Annotated in this window: 20 protein-coding genes; 6 read left to right on the top strand and 14 right to left on the bottom strand. The window is 49.0% G+C overall.

Going from position 1 to position 21,111, the window contains the following annotated elements:
* The first annotated feature begins 193 nt into the window (after window positions 1-193).
* Entirely contained in the window at window positions 194-1,264 is a 1,071-nt protein-coding gene (locus ACS5WU_RS05795) for an FUSC family protein (RefSeq protein WP_302760511.1), read from the top strand.
* A 13-nt stretch (window positions 1,265-1,277) separates the two neighbouring features.
* Here ACS5WU_RS05795 and ACS5WU_RS05790 read toward each other — a convergent pair whose 3' ends face one another.
* From ACS5WU_RS05790 to ACS5WU_RS05730, 13 genes are all read right to left on the bottom strand, one after another.
* Complete coding sequence (locus ACS5WU_RS05790) at window positions 1,278-1,487, bottom strand: tautomerase family protein (RefSeq protein WP_059108877.1); 210 nt, start codon at window positions 1,485-1,487, stop codon at window positions 1,278-1,280.
* An 18-nt stretch (window positions 1,488-1,505) separates the two neighbouring features.
* A complete protein-coding gene (locus tag ACS5WU_RS05785) occupies window positions 1,506-1,988 on the bottom strand; it encodes a flavodoxin (RefSeq protein WP_059108878.1) in 483 nt (160 codons plus the stop codon).
* Between the two features lie 332 nt (window positions 1,989-2,320).
* A complete protein-coding gene (locus ACS5WU_RS05780) occupies window positions 2,321-3,082 on the bottom strand; it encodes a creatininase family protein (RefSeq protein WP_059108879.1) in 762 nt (253 codons plus the stop codon).
* Between the two features lie 57 nt (window positions 3,083-3,139).
* Entirely contained in the window at window positions 3,140-4,591 is a 1,452-nt protein-coding gene (locus tag ACS5WU_RS05775) for a xylulokinase (RefSeq protein WP_302760512.1), read from the bottom strand.
* Window positions 4,592-4,595: 4 nt separating this feature from the next.
* Complete coding sequence (locus ACS5WU_RS05770) at window positions 4,596-5,987, bottom strand: L-fucose/L-arabinose isomerase family protein (protein ID WP_465089006.1); 1,392 nt, start codon at window positions 5,985-5,987, stop codon at window positions 4,596-4,598.
* Entirely contained in the window at window positions 5,980-7,107 is a 1,128-nt protein-coding gene (locus ACS5WU_RS05765) for an N-acetylglucosamine-6-phosphate deacetylase (RefSeq protein WP_302760514.1), read from the bottom strand. The genes ACS5WU_RS05770 and ACS5WU_RS05765 overlap by 8 nt, the downstream gene beginning before the upstream one ends.
* Window positions 7,108-7,120: 13 nt before the next feature.
* Window positions 7,121-8,062 carry a sugar phosphate isomerase family gene (locus ACS5WU_RS05760; RefSeq protein WP_302760515.1) on the bottom strand — a complete coding sequence of 314 codons (942 nt, stop codon included), beginning with the start codon at window positions 8,060-8,062 and terminating at the stop codon, window positions 7,121-7,123.
* 21 nt (window positions 8,063-8,083) lie between these two features.
* Complete coding sequence (locus ACS5WU_RS05755) at window positions 8,084-9,418, bottom strand: hypothetical protein (RefSeq protein WP_302760516.1); 1,335 nt, start codon at window positions 9,416-9,418, stop codon at window positions 8,084-8,086.
* An 86-nt stretch (window positions 9,419-9,504) separates the two neighbouring features.
* Window positions 9,505-10,563 carry a substrate-binding domain-containing protein gene (locus tag ACS5WU_RS05750; protein WP_059108884.1) on the bottom strand — a complete coding sequence of 353 codons (1,059 nt, stop codon included), beginning with the start codon at window positions 10,561-10,563 and terminating at the stop codon, window positions 9,505-9,507.
* Between the two features lie 49 nt (window positions 10,564-10,612).
* Window positions 10,613-12,100 carry a sugar ABC transporter ATP-binding protein gene (locus tag ACS5WU_RS05745; protein WP_046444763.1) on the bottom strand — a complete coding sequence of 496 codons (1,488 nt, stop codon included), beginning with the start codon at window positions 12,098-12,100 and terminating at the stop codon, window positions 10,613-10,615.
* 12 nt (window positions 12,101-12,112) lie between these two features.
* On the bottom strand, window positions 12,113-13,117 hold the full coding sequence (locus ACS5WU_RS05740; protein WP_059108885.1) for an ABC transporter permease: 1,005 nt from the start codon (window positions 13,115-13,117) through the stop codon (window positions 12,113-12,115).
* Window positions 13,118-13,249: 132 nt separating this feature from the next.
* The gene (locus tag ACS5WU_RS05735; RefSeq protein WP_302760843.1) at window positions 13,250-13,690 is read right to left on the bottom strand and encodes a hypothetical protein; all 441 of its coding nucleotides are present in this window, start codon (window positions 13,688-13,690) and stop codon (window positions 13,250-13,252) included.
* Window positions 13,691-13,774: 84 nt separating this feature from the next.
* Complete coding sequence (locus tag ACS5WU_RS05730) at window positions 13,775-14,248, bottom strand: hypothetical protein (RefSeq protein ID WP_302760845.1); 474 nt, start codon at window positions 14,246-14,248, stop codon at window positions 13,775-13,777.
* A gap of 309 nt (window positions 14,249-14,557) precedes the next feature.
* Here ACS5WU_RS05730 and ACS5WU_RS05725 point away from each other — a divergent pair, with 309 nt between their 5' ends.
* The 3 genes from ACS5WU_RS05725 to ACS5WU_RS05715 all read left to right on the top strand — a co-directional run bounded on the left by ACS5WU_RS05725 (window position 14,558) and on the right by ACS5WU_RS05715 (window position 18,870).
* Window positions 14,558-16,330 carry a cache domain-containing sensor histidine kinase gene (locus ACS5WU_RS05725; protein WP_302760847.1) on the top strand — a complete coding sequence of 591 codons (1,773 nt, stop codon included), beginning with the start codon at window positions 14,558-14,560 and terminating at the stop codon, window positions 16,328-16,330.
* A 2-nt stretch (window positions 16,331-16,332) separates the two neighbouring features.
* On the top strand, window positions 16,333-17,958 hold the full coding sequence (locus tag ACS5WU_RS05720; protein ID WP_465089005.1) for a response regulator: 1,626 nt from the start codon (window positions 16,333-16,335) through the stop codon (window positions 17,956-17,958).
* A 129-nt stretch (window positions 17,959-18,087) separates the two neighbouring features.
* Window positions 18,088-18,870 (top strand): DeoR/GlpR family DNA-binding transcription regulator, encoded by a 783-nt coding sequence (locus ACS5WU_RS05715; RefSeq protein ID WP_082674907.1) that lies wholly within the window; start codon window positions 18,088-18,090, stop codon window positions 18,868-18,870.
* Window positions 18,871-18,959: 89 nt separating this feature from the next.
* Here the strand turns inward: ACS5WU_RS05715 and ACS5WU_RS05710 are convergent, their stop codons facing one another.
* Window positions 18,960-19,553: a KpsF/GutQ family sugar-phosphate isomerase gene (locus ACS5WU_RS05710; protein ID WP_302760854.1), complete on the bottom strand. Its 594-nt coding sequence runs from the start codon at window positions 19,551-19,553 to the stop codon at window positions 18,960-18,962.
* 197 nt (window positions 19,554-19,750) lie between these two features.
* Here ACS5WU_RS05710 and ACS5WU_RS05705 point away from each other — a divergent pair, with 197 nt between their 5' ends.
* Complete coding sequence (locus ACS5WU_RS05705; RefSeq protein ID WP_059109081.1) at window positions 19,751-20,458, top strand: triose-phosphate isomerase; 708 nt, start codon at window positions 19,751-19,753, stop codon at window positions 20,456-20,458.
* 67 nt (window positions 20,459-20,525) lie between these two features.
* Window positions 20,526-21,029: a YjbQ family protein gene (locus ACS5WU_RS05700; protein WP_059109080.1), complete on the top strand. Its 504-nt coding sequence runs from the start codon at window positions 20,526-20,528 to the stop codon at window positions 21,027-21,029.
* Window positions 21,030-21,111: the final 82 nt, after the last annotated feature.

Here is a 21,111-nt window from a genome sequence, read left to right as displayed (position 1 = left end):
AAATCTATCGCGCTGCGATGTTTTCCCACTTATTTTTGCAGCGCGATTTTACAGCAGATTGGATAAACCGCTCCCGAAAATAAATTTGTTCATAAAAAATTCACAAACCGACGTTCTTGTAGCCGGTTTTACAAATTGCTATCATAAAAAGGAATGATCATACCGGCGTCTATGCGGACAGGGGGAATGAACGATGTCGGAAACCAAAAAACTGCTTAAAAAGCATTCCACTGCGAAGCTGATTTGTAAAAACACGCTTCTTTTTTTATTCAATATCGCCTTTGTCTGGGTATACCAGATGATTTTTGGGCCGGCTAACATCCTGCCCGGCGTTGCCGTATGCGTTGCGGCTACGATGTTCCCAATCACAGATTTTGGTATCAGGCCGCTGACCATGGTTTTTATTACGTTTTTATTGTTCCTTGGTTCCGGGCTTACGGCGCAGCTCGCGCTTGCTTCACCCTTAATTGCGCTTCCAATCAACTTCGTCTTTGTTATGCTGATCATGCTGCTGACAAGCGAGCCTTATCAATTAAAGCCCTTTATCTGTTTTCTGCTTTGCTTTATCTTTTCGCAGGCAACGCCCGTACCCTGGAGCGAATTCCCACTCCGTATGGAAAGCCTGCTGATCGGCTCTGTTATTGTTTGTGCCGCAACTGTCATCTGGTGGCGCAAAAAAGGCTACGGCAAAAATGCACGCAGCCTGAAAGAACAGGTTTTGCTCAGCAGCAAACGAAAAAGCCTGATCCTGCGGATGTCTGTCGGCCTTGCGCTTGCAATGCTGATCGGCATGGCCTTCCATCTGAAAAAGCCTTTGTGGATCAGCATCGTCGTCATGTCCCTCACGCAGCTTGAATTCAGCGAGACCTTCCTGCGTATCAAATACCGCGTGGTCGCCACTTTGATCGGTTCCGCCGTATTCGTGATATTGTTCCAGATCCTTGTCCCCGCGGAATTCTCCATGCTGCTGATCATGTTGTTTTGCTACCTGAGTTTTTACACACCCGAGTACAAATACAAACAAATCGTAAACGCGATCTGCGCGCTCAATGCCTCCCTTCTCCTGCTCAACACCCCTGACGCAATCGAGAATCGTTTCCTTTGCCTGTTGTCTGGAATCGGCATTGTGCTTTTACTGATCCTTCTGCATCATGTCTACCAAAAGCTACGCCACAGGCCGGTGCAAAGGCTTTTAAACAAAGGCGCCCCAAGGGATACGTCTTCCGCTCAGAATCGTCTTTGCCACGCAGGCTCACATGAATAGCGCTTCTTTTTCCTTATACGCCCGGTTTTACATACATAACGTCTTCCGGGTATTTTTTGATCGATTCCTCCCATTGCTCTTTTGGAATATCTTCAACCGAGACTGAGACAAATTCCTTTTCGAGCTGCAGCTCCGCCGCAACAAAATCCTGTACCTTAACGGCCAGCTCCGCCTTTACCTCCCGGCTGCGTCCGGGGAACATCGTAATCGCAATATGTGGCATAGCACTACCTCCAATTTTTTACAGCTTTATTCCAATTCTTTCCAGCCACGTGTCCACTTCCCCGCGTGCCCGTGCGCTTCCGTTTCCATAAATTTCGAACCCGTTTAAAACCTCGGAATCAGGACATAGCTGCGCGATATCCCGGGCGACATTTGCCATCCCTCCGCCGCCATGCGTACAAAAAGGAACAACCGTCTTTCCCGCAAGGTCCGCTTCATCCAGGAAAGACGCAACCGGCGGGGCGATCGTGCTCCACCAATTAGGCGAGCCCACAAATACCATGTCGTAATCCCCCACATCAATCGTGCTGCTTAACGCGGGCCTGTAGCCTGCCCGTATTTCCTGTTTTGCCTGCTCTACCACCGCTTGATAGGCCGTTGGATAAGCCTTTTCAGGCTCTATCGCAAGTAATGTGCTTCCCGTTTTTTCTGCGATCAGCTCTGCGATTTTTTTCGTGTTTCCGGAGTGGGTATAATAAACAACCAGACTTTTTTTTGACATTTCAATTTTTCCTTTCCTGTTATCATCAATTTAACGAGGCCTTCTTCCAAACAGACCAACCTCAACCAATTCCCCTGTCGACAAGTGCATCTGATATACCATCCATATTGTCTCCATTATTTTTTGATCGATTGCTTTTCCTACAGTTACTCTACACCCTGGAGTCCGCTCCAAGTCAAGAGGTTTTTCATTATTTTATGTTCCATGGATATTTTTGGTAAAATCTGTCATTTGCTGAAGCCATCACTGACGCGGAAAAAACCAAACCCGCCGGAAGAACTTCCGGCGGGTTTTTTCTTGCGTTTGATATATTTGCCACATGTTTTCAGAGATTATTCGCTTTGTTCCTGATGCTGATAAAAGGCTTCAAGATAAGAATAGCCTTCCTCGCGCAATGCGTCAAAAATGGCCTTCCCGGTTTCCGCCTCGGAATAGGTCGGATCGCCGAACAGCCCGGTTTTCGTTTCCTGCAGCCCCCATGTGGATACCGGGCCGCGAAGCTTGCTGTTGCAGCGAATCGCGTCTACGTTGGTGTATTTATCAGTCTTTACGAGCTCGGGACGCACGTGCAGCACACAGGACGTCTCATATTCCCCGCCGTGAATGTCCCCGGCCGGATCCTTTTTGATTTCGTTGTACTTTTTGCCTGCAAGCGCAAACGGGTTGAGCACCATAATAAAAATATTATATTCGTCCGCAATTTTCCGCATTACCGTACGTAGCAGGCAATCGTGGTTTCCGTGGCAATCGAGCAATACAATTTTTTTGAATCCCATTTCCACCGTCGATTTTACGATATTGTAAATATAATCTGTAAAGGTGTCCGGATCCACATTCGGACATCCCGGCCATTTGCGTACGATCCCCATGGAAAATCCATAATAAATTGTACGCATCACAAGCGCGGGTATTCCTTTTTCTTCGCAAACCTCGCCAAGCACCCTTCCAAATTCCGTTGCGATGATCGCATCCGTTTCTACGGGCAGGTGGCTTCCATGTTCCTCGGTCGTACCCACCGGAAGGATCACAAGCGCATTTTTTTTGCGGTATTCATCAATTTCTTCCCATGTTTTTTCTCCAAAGTAAAACGACATCTTTTTTCCTCCTGTAATTTTAGTTATATGATAAAAAACTGTTTTTCGGTTTGCGGCTTACTCCCACAGCCTGTCGTAAAGCTCCATATAATCGTCATATTTTTTTTCGTAGCGCCTCATAAGAATCTCCTCCGGTTCAAAGGCGTGCGAGACGCCGACGAGTTCCCCGGCCGAATCCCTGCCGTAGCTACCCTGCGCGATCCCTGCGAGCATTGCCGCGCCCGCGCTTGCCGCTTCTTCTGTAGAAACCTTTCGCACCGTTTTTTTCGTAATATCCGCAATGATATGGCACCAAACATCACTCTTGGCCCCGCCGCCGAAAATCCTGATCTCTGCCGTTGGTTTTTCCTGCGTCTCCATCTGCGAAACGATTCGTTTTATTTCGAATGCAACCCCTTCCATCAGCGCGCTGACAAACTCACCGCGCTTTGTATGCAGGCTGATATTATAATAATTCCCGCAGGCATTTTTCTTATTTCCCACTGAGCTGTCCCCGCACAAATGCGGATGGAAAAACAACGGGCTGCAAAGTGCCTGCTGCGCTAAAGCGCTCATCTGCCCGTAACCGCAATCCGGAAACAGGGTGTCCTTGAGCCAGCGCATTGCGCCCGCCGCCGTATCGACTACGCCTTCCGCAATCCACATTCGAGGCGAAAGGAAAGAAAATGAAGGCGTTTTCCGCGCCGGATCAACAAAGGGATAATCGTAAATTTTTTCGATGGCTCCTGCCGTACCAAGCGACAATGTGATCACATCGCCGGCAATCCCGGCCCCAAACGCGGCGCATTTCTGATCCTGTCCGCCGATTGCCACAACCACCGATTCCGCAAGCCCCAGCTCCCGTGCGACCTCGCTTCGAAGCGTGCCCGCACCCTCGCCGCTCCAGCGGATATTCGGAAGCTTTGACCTGTCTATCCCTTCCTTTTCGAGGATTTCGTCCGACCAGCCCTGTTTTTTGATATCATACAGGAGCGTTCCGCCCGCCATCGTATGGTCGGTCAAAAATTCGCCGGTCAGCTTCATCACCAGGTAATCGTGCGGAAGTAAAAAGCGGTAGGTACTGTCGTAAAGCTTTCTCTCGTGCTTTTTCATCCACATAAGCTTGGGGAGCGTATAGGCCGCCGCCGCAGGCTTGCCCGCAAGGTCAAAAATCCCTTCCGCGCCAAAATCCGCCTCGATTTTTTCCGCTTCCTCCTGCGCACGCCGGTCCAGCCAGCTAAACGCATTGCGGAGCGCATTTCCGTTTTGATCCACCGGCACAACGGAAATACCCTGCGTGCTGATGCCAATCCCTTTTATCGTTTCCGCTGGAATCCCTGAACGCCGCAGCGCCTCGAGAATCGTTTTCTTTGTAAGCTCCCACCACAGATTTGCGTCCTGCTCGATGGCGAGGTCTGAGAGTGTGATGAGCGGATACTCATAGTACGATTCCCCAACGATTTGAAGCCGTTCGTCAAATATCAGGCTCCTGCACCCTGTTGTTCCAAGATCAATCGCTATCCATGCCATTTTATTACCTGTCAAACCTTTCGCATACAACGCCCGGCAAAAACCTGCACGCCTTTTCGAGGATATCGGAATAATTCCCATACAGGCACGATACGTGGTGTACGTAAGGCCCTTCGATCAGCCTGCGTTCCCATTTGGGCCAGTCGTCCACCTCATACCAGGTGTATACCTCCCGCGTCTGCGGCCCGTCGATTGCCTTGCCTTCTCCCGTGCCGATCCGGTATTCGCCGTTATTCCCGTCAAAGCGGCATACCGTTAATTCCCCGTTTTTAAGCGGAAATTGAAGGCTTGTAGCCGGAAGCGATTTTAAAATCCATGGCTCCCTGATGCTTACCTTTCCCTTTTGCGGATCGCGCAGGGACGGCGGCGCCGACGCATGCCACATCAAAACGGCATTATCGTTTTGTGGATGACGGATTGTGAACTCCGGAAAAAACGACGGTTCCCTGCCATTCGCCGCGGCTTCGATGATAATTGAGCTCAATGCCCCATGAATATCTGTTTCGGCCGCAACCGGGATACGCTCCTCCGCAAGCGCGCCGCCAAGGCCGGAGCCCTCGCCCATATCTACCGTAAGCGAATCAAAATTCTGGATTGCATAAGCGTCAATCCCATTTTGCTCCGCCATCTCAAAAAGCTCGTCCTTCATGGCGAGGCTTGTAAGCATTCCCTGCTCCGCAATATTTCCCGGATCAAGCCATTTGCGTATTTCCCGCAGCTCTTCCTCGTATTTCTTCCCGTCTTTTTTAAGCCGTGTGCGGTAACGTTCGATAAATTCCACCATATCAAACGGATATACCTGTACGCCAAGCTGGTTTAGCAGCCTTGCTTCGTCAATGACCGTACACCAGAAAAACGGAATCCGGATCCCAATCTGCCCGATCCGTGCTGTTTTTACAGCCTTTACCACGCGCACCGCGCCCAAAAACAATTCCATTCCACGCCGGAACGCCCCGTCTTCCACACGGCAATTTTCGATATAGTCGAATTTCACGCCCATTGTATGCAAAACCTTGCTTGCCGCAAAGCTCCCGCATAACGAATCCCGCAGGCGCGAACCATCCGCAAGCGGAGCCCCGTCCCGCGGCGCCCACAAAAGCACCGGCACATCCAGCTCCCTTGCGGTAATCCCTGTCGCATCCTCCGTTCCAAAATTACAGTGCGGCATAAAAAGCGCGTCAACCTGTTTTTCCTTTAAATACGCCACGACTGCCGCAGCCTGGTCTTTGGAGCGTACGAGTCCATCCGGCACGGCTTCCTCAATATCTACATAATCCACGCCCAGTTCGCGCAGCTTATCCATAACCGCATTTTTTTGTACCTTTGCGTCTTCATGCGAGAATGCAAATTTACCAATCGGGCAAACTCCCAGCCTGCATTCTTTATGATCAATCATATGGCACCTCTTTTCCTTTGAGAATCACCTTCAAAAGCTCCAGATTTTCATCCAGAAAAACAAAATCCGCATCCTTGCCCGGCGAAATGCTTCCCACCTGCGTAAGTTTTATCGCGCGCGCAGGGTTTGAAGAACAAACGCGGAAAATATCAGATACGCCAAGGCCGGTATTGTTCCTGAAATTTTTAGCGACCTGATTCATTTTGAGCTTTGATCCAAAAATCTCACCGTCCACGATGTTCACCTGCTCGCCGTCATCCCTGCCCGCGCAAGCGTCCGTAACGCCCACTGCACGGCTTATGCCAATCGTTTTGAGTACAAGCCTTGTCATATCCGGCCGCATATGCACGCCCTTTTCGTCGTTGATCATTTCACAAAGCAGGCTGTCGCACAGCATTGCCGCATGATCAAAGGATACCTCGAGCGTTCCGCCATACCTTGTGGGCGAGATAGCGCAGCCCGTCGCATTCGTAATATGGGTGCAGATTCCCGCGCCCATTTCTGCCATTTCATAAACCCGCTCCGGCGACGCTTCTGAATGTCCAAGCGATATCACAATACCCGCATCGAGCGCCGATTTGACAAACGGCTCGATTCCCTCCACCTCGGGCGACACCGTCCACTGGCGGATCGCGTCGCCAAACTCTTTCAGGTACAGCTCGTGTTCCTTTGTTTCAGGTGTTCGCGCATTGCTTGCCGTTGCGCCGTATTTCTTTGAAAGGTAGGGGCCTTCTATGTGGATTCCGGCGATATTTCCCGGACGGCCTTCCAGCATCGCCCGTTTGATCTTTTTGCCTCCGGACAGAATACCGTCAATCCCAATATTGTGGTACAGCGTGCATACAAGCGAGGTCGTACCGCCGTGAAGGTGATGGAGCGCCATTTTTTCCGGCTCTTCATGGCACCAGTGTTCCCCGCCTGCATGGCAGTGGATATCTACGAATCCCGGGCCAACATAGCACCCGCGCGCATCGATGATTTCCGTATTGCCCTGCGGAAGCCTCCCGCAGTTTTTCCCCGCTTCGACAATTTTTCCATCTCCGTACAAAATAAACCCGTCGTTTATGATTTCCTGTTCGGTAACGACCTTTGCGTTTACAATCGCTTTATATTCCTGCATTTGCATCTCCTGATCAGTAGCCGCCCAATTCGTCGCACACAATCGGCGCGGCAATCTGTTCGCTGACATAAACGGTCGTCGGCCATAATTGCAGAATAGAGCTCGGCACCTTTGGCGTAACAGGCCCGTGGAGTATCAGCCGCGAAACCATTCGCTGCCAGGAAGAAAAGGTTCCCATCGTGGTAAGCGAATGGATTTCAAGACGGTTTCTCGCATTTTTGACATCGCGTGGCCCGATTGTCGCAGCCCTCGGCGGAACATTTGCAAGGTCTCCGGACCATCCAAAGCACCCGTGGAGCGAATTCTGTGCTACCGTGAGGGGATGCAGCGTCACAACGCGCGCGCCATAATCCAGATATTCTTCCAGCGAATCTGCCGCAAGCTCAGGCACGTCAGGATCGACAAAGGCAATATGCCCCGCCCATCCGGGCCCGCTGTAACAAACATCCGCTCCGCCTTCGCCGACATCCTCAAGGATTTTCGTATAATCCTTGATGGTTTCGTTACTGTGGTAATGTACGTTTTGAGCGGGCATACGCAGCTCTTCGTCGATATTTCCCACGAAATACTTCATCATGGAATGCCCAAAACCCGCCTGGTAAGAGAGCGGCGCAATATTGCCATCCTGATCCGCCCACTCGTCCATGGCGAACAAATGTACGTTGCGGCAATCGATCCTGAAGCGGTTCACAAGCTCCGCAACCTGGATATAGACTGCGGGACACGGATTCGGAACAATCATGACGCATTTTTTATCCTGCTCGTCGGATTCCTTCATACGCATTACCATATCCCCTACCCAAATGCTCGTAGCGTCCGGAACGATTTTGATTTTAAAATCCGGGTTGGAATGCTGCGTGATTTCTTCCCTTGTCAGGTTGCGTACCCGCTCCAATACTTCCCTGTCGCGAAACGGTACAAACGCCGCCGGTTCAAACAAAAAATTTTTTTCCATCTTTTTTCCTCTTTCTTCTTATCATATTTTGACCGTGCCAATTCCCATCATGGCCGCGAGTGTTTCCAGCTTGCCTGCATAATCTCCATAGCACACCGCGAAATGCTGCCCGGCATAATGCCGGATCAGGTTTTCCATACTTCCGTCAAGAAGGATATCGAGGGCCGGCATATATCCCTGTCGAAGCTGCGTTAACTGCCCCATTCCGGTTCCATACAACAGATGGTAACTGCCGCAGTCTTCCACGAGCCGCAGCAACGTAACTTTTTCCGGCCTCATTACAAAGCTTGCCTGGATTCCATGAAAGCCGTCGTGCGGCATAAATTTCCTGATATGACGCTGCCCAAAGCCCATGGAAAAAGGCAGCATTCCACAGGAGGAAATTTTCAGCACATTTCCTGTATGGTTGATGGCGTCCCCATATGTTACCACCTGCCCGGACAGCAGCGAAAGCATCATCATGGAAACCGTGCACAGCATATCTCCCTCGCAGGACGCAACGACGCCTTCATCCGCAAGCATTCCAACCGGCACGCATGGAACCGCCCGGTATTCCTTTGAAAATTCGTATTGGCATTTGATATTGAACGCATCCCATTGCCGCTCATAACAAAGCTCCCTGAGCGCAAGATAGATTCCCGCTGTTTTCAAAAGCGCCTTCTCACTTACACCGGTGCAAATTTCCCCCGCTTTACCTATCTTCGCCGCGCCATTCAAAAGCGCTTCCCTGCCATAGTCCTGTGCCCTGCCAATGACGGTATACGCGTCCATCTGCTCTACCTCAGGGCCAATTTTTGTCCTCAGGAAGAGGTGGTCGAAGGTACCGGGATATATATTCATAGAGCTGTAACCAATCAGCCCTATTTTTTGTCTTTTCAGTAATTTTTTTGCCCGCGCCGCGCAACAAAAATCAGTTATTTTTTCCTGCGCCTGACTGTCTTCCGGAAGCCCCAAAACGTCCTCAGATACATATCCGGCCCTTGTCATAGAACCTTTAAACATCGCAAACGACACATACGAGCCTGTGCTGCACATCTGCCCCTTTGCTTCAAACATGGGCACGCCCCACAAAAGCAGCGGCAGATGCTCTACCTCCCGCAAAACCGCCATCGCGGCGCTGCATTCGATCCACGAACCCAGAAACAGGATCACTCCGTCAAGATCCTGCCCGCAAAGGGCGACTCCCGCTTTGATCCCGTCTTTAAAATCCCAGACATACTCCGGCGCAAGGACAAGCTCCACGCCCGTTTGCCTTACGGTATCCACCGCATTTTGAAATAAAATTTCAACCGTTTCGTCCAGATAATCCTTATGGCATAAATTGACGATTCCGATTTTTCCCATCGTATTTTTCATGGTACCTGCCCCAATCAGGATTCTTTGCTGGAACCCGGAGGAACGGACAATCCGTTCCTTTCCCGGTTTCCAAAGAGTATAAGCGGTTAGCTTTCCCTTGCTGCAATAATCGACTCCCAGTCATAGTCCTTGATGGTTTGTGCATCCAAAAGCTGAGAGTGCGAAAGCGTGTCCTTTTCAACGGATTCGCCGTTCAGTATTTTTACAACCGCTGCTACCGTGTCTTTTGCCTGCTGCTGCGGCGAGCTTGTTGAAAATGCCTTGAGTATCGCGTCGTCATTCGCAAGCGCTTGGAATTCCTCTTCGCCGTACGCAGAGCCAACCACGATGATATCGTCGCGTCCTGCCGCTTCGATAGCCGCTTTTGCGCCCGCGCAGGTGTCAAAGTTTACGCCAAATACGATCTGTACGTCAGGGTTTGAGGTCAGGATGTTTTCCATTACGTTCATGGAATCCGACCTGCTCGCCTTGCCGTCCTGCTGGGAAACGATTTCTACGCCGGGCAGCTCTTTTACTTTATTGACAAAGCCGTTCACGCGTCCGCCGCATACGATGGGGGACTGCGGAAAATCGATGACAGCTACCTTGGCTTTGCCGTCCAGCTTTTCATTGATGTAGTTTGCCGTCCAATCGCCCACCATGCCGCCGTCTTCTTCGTAATCGAAGTTTACCGACGTTGAAACCTTATCCGTCTCTGCCTGGTTATCGAACACAACAACCGGGATACCTGCGTCCACAGCCGCTTCGATGGCCGGCACCAGCCCTGCCGGATCGCATGGAGCGAGCGCGATTGCGTCCACACCCTGCTGTACAAAGTCCTCAAGCTGCTGCGTCTGCTTGGAAGCGTCGCTGTCTGCATCCTGGATGATAATGTCAAGGCCCGCATCCGCCGCTTCTTTTACGAATGAAGCGTCAAGGTCCTTGTAGTATTCATCCCTGCGATAGAACAGCGATACGCCCAGAACCGGCTTTCCGCTCTTCTCACCATCCGCGCTTTGCACTGCCGCGGCACTTTCGCTTGTCTTTGCCTCCTCCGTGCCATCCGCAGACGGCGCGGGCGCTTCCTGGGACGAGCATCCCGCCAGAAGGCAGGTTGCCAGCAGTAAAATCCCAAGGATTACCGCAATTTGTTTTTTCATTCTCATTTTTCTTCCTCCTTGTATTTGTTTGGGAATGCTTCCCCAAAATTGATCTTTATTGAATCGCGTATTCCAGTATTCTTTCCTGTGTGGCTTCTTCGATGTTAAGTTCCCCTGTAATACGTCCGTCGTGCATCACGATGATTCTGTCGCACACGCCAAGAAGCTCCGGCATATCCGACGATATCATGATGATCGCTTTGCCCTGCGCCGCCATATCGCAAATCAGGTTATAAATTTCAGCCTTCGCGCCAACGTCGATTCCCCGTGTCGGTTCGTCGATGATCAGGATGTCGCTGTCTGCGTTGAGCCATTTTGCAATGACCACCTTTTGCTGGTTCCCGCCTGATAAATCCGCCACCTTGCGGACTACGTCCGGCGTTGCGATATGAAGCTTATCCACATAATCCCATGCCAGCTTTTCTTCCTTATGGAACGAGAGCATCCGTGAACGTGTGATGGCGTCCATATTTGCCATCGATACGTTTTCCCTGATTTTCATCTCGAGGATCAGCCCCTGAAGCTTACGATCCTCCGGTACAAGGCCTATTTTGTGTTCAATGGCATTGGGTACATTTTTAATGTGGTATGCTTTCCCTTTGACCGTCACATTGCCTGTTGCGTTTTTATCCGCTCCGAACAGCGCCCTCGCCACCTCTGTACGGCCTGCGCCTACAAGTCCTGCAAAGCCTAATATCTCACCGCTGCGCAATTCAAAATTGATATCGTGCAGTACGTCCTTGCTGGAGAGGTGTTCCACCTTCATGATGGTTTCGCCGATATTTACCTTTTTCTTGGGATATTCCATTCCCAGCGTCCGGCCCACCATCAGCCGTATCAGCTCTTCGCGCGTCACGCCTTCAACCGGCATGGTTTTGATATGTTTGCCATCGCGGATTACGGATACTTCGTCCGCCAGTTCAAATATTTCTTCCAGGCGATGGGAAATATAGATGATGGTGATGCCCGCTTTTTTGAGATCCCTCAGGATATCGAACAACAGCTCCAATTCCTTTTCAGTCAACGTCGCCGACGGTTCGTCCATAATGATCAGGTCTGAGTTGAACGACAGCGCTTTACAGATTTCGACGATTTGCTTCTGCGCCACGGAAAGGTTGGACACCAACTCATCCGGATCGAGCGGCATTTTGAGCCGATCGAGGAACTTTCGGGCCTCTTCGCGCATTTTTTGCATGCTCACGCCAAACTTTCCCATAATCGGCCGCCCGAGGAAAATATTTTCTTTTACAGTGAGCGATTCAACGAGCTTTAGCTCCTGATGCACAACACTGATGCCAAGCTGCTGCGCCTCCAGCGGGCTTTTGACCTCCATCGGTTTCCCATTGAAGGTGACAGAGCCGGAATCGGCGATATAAACCCCTGAGAGTATTTTGATCAGCGTCGACTTTCCCGCGCCGTTTTCACCGACCAGAGCATGAAAGCTTCCGCGTCTGATATCAAAGCTTACGTCGTCCAGTGCCTTTACGCCCGGAAATGCCTTTGATATGTTCTGCACGCGCAATACATAATCATTTTCGTTCATGGTGCGACCTCCTTATCTCTTCTGCTTTCTTTTGACGGAATATACGTCAAAGGCGATTGCCACAACCATTACGACGCCCTTTACTACCTGCTGATAGTATGAGTTTACGTTAAGCAATGTCATGCCGTTTGTGAGCAGGCCTACCAAAATCGCCCCCAATAACGCTCCCAAAACCTTTCCCCGTCCGCCGGTGATCGATACGCCGCCGATAACCGCTGCGGTGATCGCCTCGAATTCCCAGGTAAGGCCGCCGTTTGGCTGGCCGGAATCCATCCTGGATGTCAGGATCATACCGGCTAACGCTGCAAGCCCGCCGCAGATAACATAGGTAGTAATCTCTACTTTTTTGTGCTTGATTCCGGAAAGGTGCGCCGCCTCCGGATTTCCGCCGATTGCATAAATCGACCGTCCAAACTTCGTGCGCTCTGATACGATATGAGCCAAAATGGCTACGATTACCATAATAAATACAGGCCAGGGAAGCCATTCAAGTCCGCCGACATAGCCCCTGCCAAGGAAGGAGACCTCCTCCGGCAATCCGGAAATCGGATAGGCCCCTGTGATAACGTAGGTCATGCCGCGGCACACGGATTGAGTCGCCAGCGTCGCGATCATTGCAGGGATACTCAGCTTTGCCACCATCAGGCCGTTGACGATTCCAATCCCAAGGCCTACAAGCGCTGTAAAAACAAACGCCAGAACCGGCGGTATGCCGTAATTTACCATAAACATCGCAAACAGTACGCCAGTCAATCCTACGATAGCGCCGATTGAGATGTCGATTCCCGCGCCAACCATAACGAAGAAAATTCCAACCGCCAAAATTGCGATCATCGAAATCTGTCTCAGCACATTTACAAAATTTGAAACCTGAAAGAAATTCGGCGATGCAAATGACAAAATGACAATCAGCGCCAACACCGCATAGATAATAGCATACTCCCTGAAAAATCCTTTGATCTTACCCAGTACCCGGGAACCCAGGCCCGCCTCCATCGTTCCTACTGTTTTATTCATCCTTCTTCTCTCCCGTCCTTAATGTGTTTATTGGTCTTTTGTTTTGATAGCAATTTGTCAAAAGGCTGGTTACAAGCCCTTGGTATCAATTACATATGCAAACGATTATCGTAAGTTTTGCATAACCCGCATTCAGTTATATCGCTGTAGCACCCTCAGAACGCAATGCGTTTCGCTGCCTTCAGGGCATTGAAATTCGTATCGAAAGCCGTAGCGTTCCACTACCCGGCGATACAGGATATCGCAGTGCCTGCAATAATTTTCGTACGGCGTTATATGGCTGATCTGATTGAGCCTGCCCTTGGACGGGCAGTCGTGCATATCGATCTGAAAAACGCCTTCGTCCTCATCCAGCGTCATTGTAAAATCAGCGGATTCTTCATTGAGCGAATGGGCCCAATATTCAAAGCATCCTCTTAAACCGTTCTTTTGGATCGCCTTGCCAAGCCGCGGCTCCACATAATTGTCTGATACATATTCCCAGTATTTTTGAACGCCTGCATATCCTTCCCGCTCTTCAAGAAAGCGGAACAGCTCGCTGTAGGCAGGGATAAATTGCGTACATGAAATCACAGGAAATCACTTCCTTTCCGTTTAGCCCACTGGCTCTTTATTCATTTTTATTAAGAATCTGTTACCGCATTTTCGCGATATGGATTATTTTGTTTCTGAAAACATCCTGAATTGTGCAGCGCCGCTTTGCTCGTCATATTGGATCAGCTCAAATTGGACGCCTGCGTTCTGTGCAATCGTTTCATACAACACCGTCGTCGTATCGATATACCATTTTGATGGGGTATGCCCGCTTTCTCTCATAAAGGCAATGGCGGGGCAGGCAGTGATCGTAACTTCGATTTCATCGTCGCTGCGCCGTATTTTCAGCACCCCGGGCGCTTTTTCTGTTTCGTACAGTTGTTTTAAATACTGCTCCAGCGCCTGGAAGCCTTCCTCGCGGATTTGATTTGAAAGGGGCGCAAGGTAGTTTGCCGTATAGTTCCTGATATATTCCCGCACACCGTCGTCGCCATAATGTTCGCCTACATAGGATATTCCAAGGTCGCAGGAGATATGAAAATCCTTGTGGAAATATTCGTTGTCCGCACTCCTTCTGGTCATTACTTCTTTTGCCAAACAGTTCTCACCTCTTTTCCGCACCTTTGAATTGTTACTTTTATTATAGTGGGCATGAAAAAGGATTAGAATTGAATAATGTAATATTAATATTAAAAAACAACGATTTTTCATTAAACGAAGCTAAAACAAAATCAATTATATAATATTTCATAATATTTTATTTACAAAACCGACAGTTATTGTTATTATTAATTTATCAATATTTGTACCAACGCAGCTTTTTATGGCACTATTACTATTTTTGTACCGGCCTTACCGGACCGCAACAGTGTATTTTACAGTTTTATCTTTATTTATGGTGAATCAATGAAGCATTGGTTAAAAAGGGGCAAAAAAGCAGCTGTTCACTTTTTTGGCAATCTTAGCCTTAAAAAAAAGCTGTTTATTATGATGATCTGCGTTTCCGTAATTCCCATCACAATTATCGGTATCTATTCCTATTCCCTCTCGCAGGACAGCGTTTTGAAGGCAAAGAGCGCAGAATCGCAAAACCTGCTTAAAAACATACACAGCATAGTGCGGAGCCAGATTTACGACGACCTGATCTACCAGTCGATTGAAATTGCGCGGGATGAAAATATCGTAAGCTTCATGGAACGCAGCGTTCCGGCAGACTCGCATTCCTATCCGCAGATACAAAAGCTTCTCATTACAGGCACGTCGAATCCATATACAAATTTTTTATACCTTTATGGAAAGAACGGCCTGCATTTTTCCCGTACGGAGGGCATCGATTCTGCGATATCCGATATCGCCGCCAGCCCCTCTTTTTCTGAATTTGAACAAAGCCCGGCGCTGACCTATTACGGCCCTGTCATACACATTGGCCAAGCGCGCTACAAGACCTTTGCACAGAAGGTATTTGACAATACAAACCAAAAAGTGACCGGCTATGTTTTCTCAGGCGTCAATGAAAAATCGGTAAAGCGTTTGGTCAATGAAAATGATTCCTCTGCGATTGGAACGATTGTACTGATCGATCAGGATAATTCCGTCTTTTCCAGCACGCAGCCGGGCTCCACGCTTGCCCTTGGCTCGCTGATTTCTTCGATTCCCGCAGATAGTCCTGTTTCCGGCAGGATCATAGATTTTTCAGGAATCAAATATCTCGTTAATTCCAACCCGGATACAAATTCCAATTATGGACGCTATCTGAGTATTTTACCTGTCTCTGAAGCGACGCAGACAAACAGCGGCATTATCAGCCTCACCTTTATGCTTGTGCTCACCATTATTTTTATTGTCTTCCTGCTGGCAATCATTTTGTCAAACTCCTTTGTGAACCCAATCCAAAAGCTCGCGCAGCTGATGCAAAAAGCAAAGCTGGGTAAAATACAGACGCTTACTCCCAAATATTATGATGAAATGGGTTACATCATGCGTTGCTATAACAATATGGCGGAAGAGCTCAACCATCAGAACTATTTGCTTGACCAGGGCAGGAAAAAGCAGCGCGAGCTGGAGCTAAAGGCATTTGAGGCACAGATCAAGCCGCACTTTTTGTATAATACCCTATCCACAATCATCTGGCTGATTGACCGCGGGCAAAACGAAAAAGCCGCCGTTATGACACATGCGCTTTCGCAGATGTTCCGAATCAGCACCAGCCGCGGAAATGAAGTGATCCCTATTTCAAAGGAAATGGAGCATATCAAATATTACCTCGATATTCAGATGATACGCTATGAGGGCGACTTTGTCTATCAGTTTGACGTCGAAGAGCAAATTAACGACTGCCTTGTAATCAAAATGATACTGCAGCCGCTTGTGGAAAATGCGATTTACCATGGCGTGCGCGGAAACGACAACGGCGTCATCGCAATCCGCGGACGGCTTATGGGCGACCATATTTTGCTGGAGGTGTCTGACAACGGCGGCAATCTGGCACCGGAAAAAATGAAGGAAATCAATCACCGCCTCTCGCATCCTTCCGTACAGGATGCGCGGCTTGGCCTGGGCATCGTGAATGTAAACGACCGTATTAAATGCGCGTACGGTGATGAATATGGCCTTCATTATGAAATCGAGGAATCCTGGACCGTCATCAGGATCAGGATACCAATCGTGAGGGGGAATTAATGATGATTAGTTTACTGGTTATTGACGATGAAACGATTATTCGCAATGGTTTGGCGGAAAGCATTGGAGAGCTTGGCCTGTTTGATTCGATCCTGTGCGCAAAAAATGGACTTGAAGCCCTGGAGCTGTGCCGGGAGCATTCCTTTTCGGCCATGATTATTGACCTGATGATGCCTAAAATGAATGGCATGGAGTTTTTGAAGGCCTTGCAGGATGAGAATCCCAATGGAAATTTTTCGCAGTCTGTCAAAATTGTTTTATCCGGATACGACGATTTTTCATTCGCTCAGGAAACGATAAAGTACGGCGTTGCGGAATTTATCCTGAAACCGCTCGCCCCGGCGCAGATACCGGAAATAGCCTCCGATCTTTTTACAAAGGCCTCCCGGCACAAAAAAAACATCGAGACGATCTCGAATATGCAGCGCACGCTGGACCTGCACCTGCCCGATATCCTGAGCGTATTTTTTCAGGACGTTTTTTCCGGGCGGCTCAGTACCCAGGAGATTCGTACCAAATGCAAAGAGCTTTCCCTCCCCTTTGACGGGCGTATATTCCAGGCGGCAGTGCTTACCATATCCAAAATATCTCCAACGACAAATCTTTCAGCGCGCCTTTCCCGTGAAGAGCTTTTAAAGCATATGCCCGTCCAAAAGGTAAAGGACGCGCTGGCCTTTCTTTTCCCCGGGCAGGCGGATTACTTTGCTTTCCCTGTCCAGGACAAAAAGATGGCGTTCGCGTTTTTTGCCCCCGACAGCATTGCAACCGAGCTTCTTGGCAAACTGACTTCGTATTGCAGGACGGAACACGACCTGCTTCTGATATCAGGGATCGGAATGGAAGCAGACTGCATCACAGAACTGCGGACTTCCTATCTGGAGGCATGCTTTGCCTTGCGCTACAGCTCGTTTGACCGTGGCAGCCAGCCGTCCATGAAAAAGATATCCGATGTGCGCAGGTATGCCAGCGCAAACCTGAATTTGAACCAGATCATCGACCTGCACGTGAATTTAAAGCTTGGCAACAAAAAGCGCGTCCATGCGCTTCTCGAAGAACAGCTTCTTGCGGTGGGGGACGATCCTCAAAGCTGTAAACCGGAAAGCCTGCAGGCGCTCATCATGGGCGTTGCTTTCGCCTGTATCAGCGTATTTGGAGAAATTAATGTCGAAGTCAACAACAAATACATCAACGATTATGAGGAAATGCTCAATTATGATTTAAAGGTAACCGATAAGGAGGAATGCCGCGTCCAGATATTCCATATGATTGACCAGGTGCTTGAGTATACCAAAAACACGTCGTCCGGCTCGGGAAAAAAATTGCTCGAACAGGCAAAAAGAATAGCATTTGCCGAATATTCCGACAATATATCCATTGCGGGCGTAGCAGAGCGGCTGGGCGTAAGCCGAAACTACCTTGGCCAGCTCTTTAAAAAGAATGAAGGAATTTCTTTTTCTGAATTTGTCAATAAGGTGCGGGTTTCAGAGGCGCAAAATTTGCTGAAGGATCCGAGCCTGAAAATTTTTGAGATCAGCGAGAAGGTCGGAATCAACGATCCTTACTACTTCAGTCTTATTTTCAAAAAATATACGGGCTGTTCCCCTTCAGAGTTTCGAAAAAAGATATAATGGCTTTCTATATCAAAGCGATCTGTTTTCGCTCTGCTTTCATTCTATTCCGTGGCATTCTTGTTCATTCTATGCTATATTTTAAGTAGAAGTTTATTTTTCCATAATAAAATGGTGAAGGAGTAGACAATGATGTCTGATTTCAGCAACTTGAATGCCGACAAGCGGCGAAAAAAAATATTGGATATCCTGAATGAGGAAGGCAAGGTGAAGGTCAGCGAATTAAGCCAGATATTTTCGATTTCGGAAGTAACGATCCGCAATGACCTTGCGGACCTTGAAAGGGAAAATGCGCTGGAGCGTGTGCACGGAGGCGCGATTCCTTCTATGCGTACCTATTACAGCATGAATTTTTACGAACGGAAAACAAAGCATGCCGAAGAAAAGCACCGTATTGCTGCGGCTGCCGCTGATATGATACACGACCGGGATACCGTAATGCTCAGCTCCGGCACCACTTCTTTTTTTATCGCACGTGAGTTAAAGTCAAAAAAGCACCTAAAGGTAGTTACAAACTCCGTCAATATCGCGACTGAAATGAGCGACTCGCCCTACAACCAAATTATATTGCTTGGCGGTAATATCAAGTTTCCGCATTCCTTCACCTACGGGGACGACACGCTCGTCGCGTTGCGGAAATATAAGGCTGACGTCGCCATCCTTTCCATAGACGGCGTAAGCGCAACGGCCGGAATCTCTATCCGCGATTTTGAAGAGACGGAAGTAAGCAGGCTGATGATCGAACGCTCCAAGTATTCGATTGCCGTTACGGATTTCTCAAAAATAGGCCAGGAGGCCTTTTCCCAGGTTGCGGACATTGACAGCATCGATTACCTGATCACAGATACGAATGCGCTGCCCGCTCATCTGGAGAAAATTGTCAAAAAGGGCGTGAACGTGGTGACTGTGTAATATAAAACCGCGCGCACCAATAGAAACGGACTTCATTCGAATGAAAAGGGCTTTGGAATTATTTCCAGAGCCCTTTTTCCTTGTGTTTTTTACGCATTCAGCATCTGGCCCACGGCGCCGCCCGGATGGATAAGCGCAAACTGTTCCAGTTTGTAGTCCGTCTCCTCCATGATCGCCACCTGCAGCGCGTCGAACAGTGCCACCAGCGCGATTACGCTCGACGTTGCCATAATGTCGTAACGGTCGCTTTCGTGATGCACGTCCATCTTCAAAAATACATCCGCCTGCTTTGCAAGCGGCGAATCCGGGTTTTGCGTCACTCCAATGAGCTTTGCCCCCTTCTTTTTGCATACGTCGATCAGCGGCAGCAGCTCCGCCGTTTTTCCTCCCTTGGAGACCACTACCATTGCGTCTCCCTCCTGCACCACTCCCATGCCGCCGTGCATCCCTTCCGCGGGCGAGAGGAACACGCCGTTGCGCTCGATACACGAAAGCGAATGCGCGAACTTCTTCGCAGCAACTCCCGTGCCGCCGCTGCCCGACGTTACGATTTTATTTGCCTTGCTGAGGATATCCACCGCCTGCCCAAACTCCGCCATTCTTACGATTTCAGCAACACGCGCCACTTCTGCGGCTTCGATCTCTACAGATTTCAGTGCAAATTCCAAACTTTTGTCCTTCATTCCAATTTTACTCCTTTTGTTTTTCTTTCTTTTTTAGTTTAATATATTGTTTTTATAAAATCAATCATAAGTTTTTCGAAATATTTTTATTGACGTTTTCGAAAGTGTATGTTATGCTGCAACTATACAGGAAAACATTCGATGCATTGAATACACTTTTGTAAATTATCTCACTAAAACAAAATGGAGGTCTCAGTATGTATAAGGATTTCTCTATTAAACCGCCGTTTTTTGAAATTGGCCCGAAAGCGTATCTATATGGCAGGGATGTTTTGGAGCTTGCGCTCGCAGCCGAGCGAGCCTCCGAAAAATATGACGTCCAAATCATATTCACACCGCAATACACCGATATTCCTTTGCTTTCGAATGAAACCAAAAGACTGCTGGTTTTTGCCCAGCATATGGATGCGCTATGTGTTGGACGCGGCCTTGGCTCCGTACTTCCGGAGGCTGTAAAAGCAGCCGGTGCAAAAGGCGTTATGTTAAACCATGCGGAACATCCCCTTGGCCTTTCTGTGTTGAACCAGACCATCAAACGTGCCGATGAGATTGGGCTTGCCACTATCGTATGCGCCGATTCCCTTGAAGACGCAAGCGCTATCGCTCATTTTGCGCCAAATATCATTGTCGCAGAGCCGACGGAGCTGATTGGCACAGGCAAGACAAGCGGACTGGACTACGTCCTTTCTACCACGAAAGCAATCAAAGACGTTAACCCTGATATCCACGTCCTGCAGGGCGCAGGCATCAGTACGCCGCAGGATGTATATGATGTAATTTACGCAGGGGCAGAGGCCACCGGCTGCACAAGCGGCATTGTGAAGGCGGATGATCCAATCGGTATGGTGGATGAAATGATCCATGCCCTGCGCGACGCATGGGATGCGCGGCACAAAGCATTCTGAAAACAGCCAGATATTCAGCTGCGCGACGCGCAGCCCACAAATAACAAGAACAAAGGAGAGTAACAAAATGAAAACTTATCGCGAAACAATCGACGTACAATCGAACGGCCTGAACCCCACATTCCACGACATTACGGCCGAGGTGAAAAAGATATTCGAAAACTCCGGCATTCAAAACGGGATTTGCGTTGTCTATTCCCACCACACAACCTGTTCTGTCATGACGCAGGAATGCTCGCACGACAAAACCTATTTTGGCCATGAATTCCTGCAGCAGGATTTGTGCAACATTATGGAAAAACTGATCCCTACCTGCCGCTATGAAGGACAATATATGCACCCGGGCCCCAAGCACATTGAATTTGCAATGAGCCTTGGAACAGAGGAAGGCGAATGGACGAGCCTCAATACGGAGGCGCATCTTCGTTCCGTATTCTTTGGACGTTCAGAAACCATCGTCGCCTGCGACGGCGAGCTTGATTTGGGCGATTTCGGTTATGTCTATTTCATTGACTGGGATCAGGTACGCGCCCGTAAGAGAACCGTGGACGTTCAGATTATTGGTGAATAAAAAATTGCGCTAAAAAAACACCTTGCCCCGGGGCAAGGTGTTTTTGTTATATCATGTGTGTCTTGTTGTCTCTCAAATCAGT

The organism is Christensenella sp. KGMB01412 (assembly GCF_055522415.1).
The sequence above is the reverse complement of the archived record's forward strand: the minus strand, read 5'-3'. Positions and strand labels throughout refer to the sequence as shown.